This window comes from Phyllobacterium sp. (assembly GCF_037994425.1).
GTDB lineage: Bacteria > Pseudomonadota > Alphaproteobacteria > Rhizobiales > Rhizobiaceae > Phyllobacterium.
The window spans coordinates 1-6,198 of the sequence record NZ_JBBNAM010000394.1; the positions used below are offsets into that span (position 1 = coordinate 1).

General features: G+C 56.4%; 7 protein-coding genes. 6 read left to right on the forward strand and 1 reads right to left on the reverse strand.

Going from position 1 to position 6,198, the window contains the following annotated elements; all coding sequences use genetic code 11:
* The 6 genes from AAAB35_RS26190 to AAAB35_RS26215 form a co-directional block, all read left to right on the forward strand.
* Positions 1–971: HAMP domain-containing sensor histidine kinase (locus AAAB35_RS26190; protein ID WP_340671267.1), on the forward strand; the 971-nt coding region annotated here is incomplete at its 5' end.
* Entirely contained in the window at positions 968–1,603 is a 636-nt protein-coding gene (locus tag AAAB35_RS26195; protein ID WP_340671268.1) for a response regulator, read from the forward strand. The genes AAAB35_RS26190 and AAAB35_RS26195, both read left to right, overlap by 4 nt.
* Before the next feature lie 94 nt (positions 1,604–1,697).
* Entirely contained in the window at positions 1,698–2,066 is a 369-nt protein-coding gene (locus tag AAAB35_RS26200) for a response regulator (protein ID WP_340671269.1), read from the forward strand.
* Positions 2,067–2,374: 308 nt separating this feature from the next.
* Positions 2,375–2,668, forward strand: a complete 294-nt coding sequence (locus AAAB35_RS26205; protein ID WP_340671270.1) for a hypothetical protein — start codon at positions 2,375–2,377, stop codon at positions 2,666–2,668.
* A gap of 545 nt (positions 2,669–3,213) precedes the next feature.
* Entirely contained in the window at positions 3,214–4,038 is an 825-nt protein-coding gene (locus AAAB35_RS26210; protein WP_340671271.1) for an LssY C-terminal domain-containing protein, read from the forward strand.
* 199 nt (positions 4,039–4,237) lie between these two features.
* Positions 4,238–5,317, forward strand: coding sequence for an AI-2E family transporter (locus AAAB35_RS26215; protein WP_340671272.1), 1,080 nt, complete (start codon positions 4,238–4,240; stop codon positions 5,315–5,317).
* 458 nt (positions 5,318–5,775) lie between these two features.
* Here the strand turns inward: AAAB35_RS26215 and AAAB35_RS26220 are convergent.
* A partial coding sequence (locus tag AAAB35_RS26220; RefSeq protein WP_340671273.1) for a recombinase family protein occupies positions 5,776–6,198 on the reverse strand: 423 nt, incomplete at its 5' end.

A 6,198-nucleotide genomic window follows, 5' to 3' on the forward strand; every position in this document is an offset into this window, starting at 1 on the left:
CGATTGCCAATGTCGACGCTCGCCCGACCAATATTGCCGATGCGAGGCAACTGAAGCGCTGGGGATTGTCAGAAAACCAGCTTCCGCCAGGAACCGTTCAATGGTTCAGGAAAAAAACGCTCTGGGAGGAGCGCTGGCCGTCGATCCTCGTCGCAGTCACCGTCATCGCTACGCAAGGGGTGGTCATTGCCGGCTTGCTTGTCGAACGCCGCCGCCGGCGCGCTGCTGAGCTTGAGTCGCGCCTTCGCCTCCTTGAGGTGATTCACCTCAATCAGTCCGCGACGGCCGGTACGCTGTCCGCCTCGATCGCGCATGAACTCAACCAGCCTCTTGGCGCGATCCGCAGCAACGCTGAAGCAGCTGAACTCCTGCTCCGAGGCAATGGACCCGATCTCAAACTGCTCAAGCAGATCATCGTCGATATACTGGACGACGATAAGCGCGCCGGTGATATCATCGCCCGACTACGTGGACTTCTTAAGAAGCGCAGTCAGATCGAATGGCAAGATTTCGACTTCAACGAGGTAATCAACAGTTCAATCCGAATTCTCCAACCGGAGGCCGAATGCAGGAACATTCTAATCACCTCGTCCACAGCGTTGACAGAGTTGCGGGTGCGCGCCGACAAGGTCCACATCCAGCAGGTTATCCTCAATCTCGCCACCAATGCGATGGATGCCATGATCGATGTCTCGACGGAGCGAAGGCTGGTATTCCAGACAAGACTGACCAAGGGTTCCAACGTAGAACTGGCGATCTCGGATACCGGCCACGGCATCCCCAGCGAACAGCTCGTCAGCGTCTTTCAGGCATTCTACACAACCAAGCCGACGGGAACGGGTCTAGGTCTTACCATAGCGCGGATGATCGTTGAAACCTATGCGGGCAGGATATGGGCCGACAACAATCCGGAGGGTGGAGCTGTCATACGTTTCATCCTGCCCCTTGCACGAAGCGAGTGCGCTGCATGAACCCCATCATTCACATCATAGACGACGACAACTCGTTTCGAACCGCGCTTGGCCGATTGATCGAAGCATTTGGGTTCCGGGTGGCGTTCTATGTATCAGGCGATCAGTTTCTTGCAAAGCCACCGGATATGGAACCGGGTTGCATCGTCCTCGACCTCCAACTGCCCGGCCTGAGCGGTATCGACCTGCAAAAGCGTCTTGCCGATACAGCGCCGCTGCTGCCCATTATTTACCTCACCGGACAGGGCAACATCCAAGCCAGCGTGCACGCAATCAAGGCGGGTGCCGAAGATTTCCTGGAGAAACCGGCTTGCGGTACGGTCCTGAAGGAGGCGATTGACCGGGCACTGTTTCAGTATGAGAGGCGGCAACTTGAACGTGATCGCATTCACGATCTCGAGGTTCTCGTCGCAAGCTTGACTCCGCGCGAATCCGATGTGTTCGGCCTTATGGTACGGGGCAAACGCAACAAGCAGATCGCCTACGCCATCAGCACATCCGAAAGAACCGTCAAGGCTCACCGGCACTGTGTCATGGAAAAACTTGGAGCGAAGTCTCTGGCAGAAGTCGTGTCGATTGCCGAGAGGATGGGATTGTTGGATACTTCGACCAAGCCAGTGCATCGCGCTTAATTCTCTTCCCCTTTGGACAGTATACGACATTGTTCGTCGGCCCTATCATCGATCGAGCTGGTAACCATTGTACGCCGGCTGAAAAGAGGACCAGGTGGAAAAGCTGCCATGGACAATTGCTGTCGTGGAAGACGATCCGAGTATGTTGAGAAGTGTCGAGCGCCTACTGAATGCACACGGCTTTGCGACAGAAGGATTTTCTTCGGCCGAAGCGTACTTGCATTGTGCAGTCGGCAAAATCGACTGCCTTGTCCTCGATGTCGATCTTGGCGGCATGTCCGGGATCGAACTGCAGCGCCGATTGAGGGACTCCGGCTCCAAACTTCCAGTGGTTTTCATCACTGCTCTCGAAGACGATGCTTTGGAAGCTAAAGCGGCGCGAGCGGGCTGCACTGCATATTTGCGCAAGCCATTTCCGGCGGCTTCCCTGATCAACGCTATCAATAAAGCGTTGGCGGCTTAAGGAACCATAGCCTCCCTTAAGGACAATAGCCTCTTCCTAAGGGAGAAGGTCCAATGGCTAACAGATTGACTCTCGGCGTCAGCGCATTTCATCGGCGACGTGTCGATCGTTGAGACGATCGCCAAGGGTGTGGGCTCTGTTTAACATGATTGAAACCGCATCAGCTTCCCTAAAGGACAATAGTGTCCACCCGATCCGAGCGGTAATAATGAGGCTGGGGAGCAGGATACTTTATCATGCATTCCCCTCGGCAAAATCAAATCTTGCCACAGAATTTCCTGGGCAAGGAAGAGGGAAGGAAAAGGACCATGAAGTATCTGTCACTTTCCGTGTTAGCTCTGTTTCTGTCGGCCGGCGCCGCCGGTGCAGCCGTCGAGGTTCCAAAGGCGGCAATCGATGCCTGCCTGAAACACGCCGATACCGCTAATGGCGCCCCTGCTGGAACCGCAAAGTATAGTGGCAACGCCACAGCCGACGTTGCATGGTTCGGCGGTGGAGGCGACCATTTTAAGCTGATCATAAACGTCAAAGGTTATTCAGACATGAGTTGCATTGTCAGCAAGGACGGCAAGCACGTCGCGATTCAGCCGTCTGAGAGCTGACGTTCCCATGAGTCCGCCCGCTAGCGTTACGCACGTTCAGACGGTAGCGCCAGCGGACGGGGTACCCAATTAATGTGGGCAATATCGCGCAGATGAAGTCAAAAAAGTGCCTTTTTCTTTGGGCGGTGCTCCCAGCTGCTGATCTCTTCCGTGAGGCAGATTTTAGAATAGTTGGGCGCAACCGCTTTATTGCTGCAGCTGAGCCTCGGCCTTATCGCGAATGTTTCGCTGTGCCCCTCTAGCCCCCGGATTACGCAATCAGAGCTTGCAGGAGTTAGCTCCAGATCGCTTACGCGCACCTAATTTTCGCAACTTCAGCGCGTGCGGCAGTTGGTTGAGGTCCCATATCGCCTGGTGGATGCGATTTATGCTGACGCAACATACGTTGTAGAGACCCCACACTCGGCCCCGGAACGATGGAAAGGCTGCTAACTGCCGGCGGCGGAAACGCTCGACGAGCCGGCGACAATGGCGCCCTCAGCGATGAAGGACGAGGATCGCGCGCGGATGGCCAACTCATCCGACGTTAGACTGGAGAAAATATTTTGAGATTGCTAACGCGCCTTTTCCAGAGGTTTCTGGTTTTCGGCCTGGGCGTATTTACCGTTTGGCTGATTGTCTTCGTCGTTTTCGATACTGCGGACCACAGACTTCCATGGCTCCTGGCAGTGAGTCTTACGTATTGCTTGGCTGCCTATGTTATTTTGCCGAACGTGGTCCGAATGAGCCTGAAGGTTCTTCATCGCAGCCTCATCCCCAGATACACGATCACCGGAGATGGTCTACCCGGCGATCCTGTAAATCTCGTCCTGATCGGCACGCTTCGACAATTGTGCGATGCCTTTGCAACAGCAGACTGGTCCACGGCCGATCGTTTGGGGATGGCAAGCTCGTGGCGCATGATGCGAGCGTTTATCCTGAATTCTGCCTATCCCACCGCTCCTTTCAGCACCCTGTATCTTTTTGGGCGGCGGCAGGACATAGGTTTCCAAGAGTCTATCGACAATAGCCCGCGCAAGCGCCATCATATCCGTTTCTGGGCCCTCAGCCTCGACCATTCCGAGGACGACATGAGCGCAATGAGCTTCTGGCTCAATAGGGACGAACCGTCGGCCGACCAGCGCGTGCTATGGGTTGGGGCAGGCACCAGAGATATTGGATTGTCTCTAACTTGGCTGACGTTCCAAGTTACGCATGCTACCGATTCAGACACGAATGCCGAGCGCGACCACATAGTTGGTGAGTTGAGAGCAAAGCGAGTGATTGGGGAAGTCACGTTGCACCAATGTGGTTCACGTCTGCAGACCGGAAGGGTCAATCATTATGTTACCGATGGTGAGATCGTCTTCGCCAGCTTAATAGATAAATAAACGAGGATCTGGTCTAGGAGCTCGGCTTCATGCCACTTCCTCCTGTTTTGCCTCAATAGAATTTGCAAGTAAACCGTTCTCACTGTACCTCTAACCCCTCACCATCGCCGATCTTCCTTGGCTTCGACAATCAGTGCGTTGGGATCGGGGGCTACGAAGCCGGCAGTTGAGCTCGCAACCGAACGAGCGGAGACACTCGATGAGAATTGCGCAACCAGCCACGTTCTGGCTTGTGGTCTCTGCGGTCGCTTTGGTTACGCTGGTGCTGTTGCGGCAAATCCTGCTGCCGTTTGTCGTCGGTACACTGCTTGCCTATCTGCTCATTCCGGCGGTCGACAGGTTGGAGCGGTTCGGGATCAATCGTTCCTTTGCAGCTCTGGCCGTGTTCCTGCCGCTGGTTGTTGGTTTTATCGCCTTTCTCCTGGTTATGCTCCCGGCCATCATTGGCGAGCTCAGATATTTTTTTGAGGCATTTCCCCGCTACGTAGCACGACTCCAGTCGCTCATGACCGATGCAAGCCGCCCTTGGCTGCACAGTGTCATGGGCGACCAGCTTCATATCGAGCAATCCTCCGCCGATGTCGCGAGGACGATGGGCAGCACCTGGCTCGATGACTTCCTTCGCTCGCTATGGTCGGGCGGACGAGCCTTGTTCTCCATTCTTTCGCTGCTCCTCGTCACGCCGATCATCGCCATCTATATCGCAATTGACTGGCAACGCATGATTGCGACGATCGATGGCTGGCTTCCCCCGGCGCACCGTTACGATATTCGGGCGCTTGCGCGCGAGATCCACGATACGGTCGCCGGCTTTGTGCGCGGCCAGCTCCTCATCTGTCTCATTCTCTGCGCACTTTACGCGACAGCCCTGAAGGTGACTGGGCTCAACCATGCCACCTTGATCGGCATCGCCGCAGGTCTCATCAGTTTTGTTCCCTACCTCGGGGCCGCCACCGGTATCTTCGTATCGGTCTGCGTTGCCATGGACCAGTTCTGGCCAAATTGGGTGCCTGTCGCCGTTGTGGGGGGAATCTTCATCGTCGGAGAAATGCTTGCCGATTATGTGCTGTCACCGCGGGTCATCGGTCGTCGCGTCAAACTCAACCCAGTATGGATGATGTTTGCGCTGTTTGCCTTCGGATGGCTATTCGGCTTCATCGGCCTGTTGTTGGCGATACCCCTCGCGGCATCGTTGGGCGTGATTCTGCGGTTCGCGAGGCAACAGTCCCTGGCGGGCTCGGGTGACCACGTCTCTGACGGGCTAACTGGTCCGGAATGATGAAGGCCGGAGGACGAAATGCTGCAACGCGAATCGGCGCCGTGGCGCCAAGTAAACATGCACTAATAGTCACCCGGGATCACCCGATGGAGGCGAAAAAACAGCATTGGCCTTGACCTTCGCCGCCGTAAACCGGGGTTGCAGGTTGCCTCAGTATTAGACAGTTAGTTCACAGCAGAACCCCGGGCGAGCCGAGCTCCGTCAGACGCGGAGAGACCTCTTTGGTAGTCCCCAAGATACTGCGGAGCTTCGCATGCGGTGGCCTGAGCCCCCACATACGGTTGTTGGCTCGTTGCCGCTAGATCGCGACGCAGCGGCCGGCTCAAGCCGTCTGAATTTTCGATTGTTGCGCAAGGCTGCGCATGTTCGGCCTTGCTAAGCGTCACGCCATGCAGCTTCACATATGGCTTAGGCGCTGCATGCACGACGCCGCGATCACAGGGCGTTTCCAAGTGGTTTCATATTCGCTTACCTACAGCCCGCCCCTCGCCCGTACCCGTGGCCGGCGCGCTTTTCAAGACGTTCTGGATCGTTGCCACGCTGAAACCGACGCTCTTCGCAATCGAGCGAAAGCTTTCGCCGGCAGAGCGGCGTGCGCGTATGTCGCTGGCGATGGCGTCCGTGACCAGTTTCGGCCGGCCGCCTGCCCGCCCCTCGGCCTTAGCCCGTGCGATGCCTTCCATTTGCCGCTCGCGCCGGATGGAAGTTTCAAACTCGGCAATCAGCGCGAGGACGCCCATGACCAGCTTGCCGGTACGACTTGTCGTATCAACGGCCGCATCGTCCAGCACCTTGAAGGCGACGCCCTTGCCGTCCAGCAGGGTCACGATGGCATAAAGATCGACGGCCGAGCGCGCCAGGCGATCGAGCTTCGTCACCAT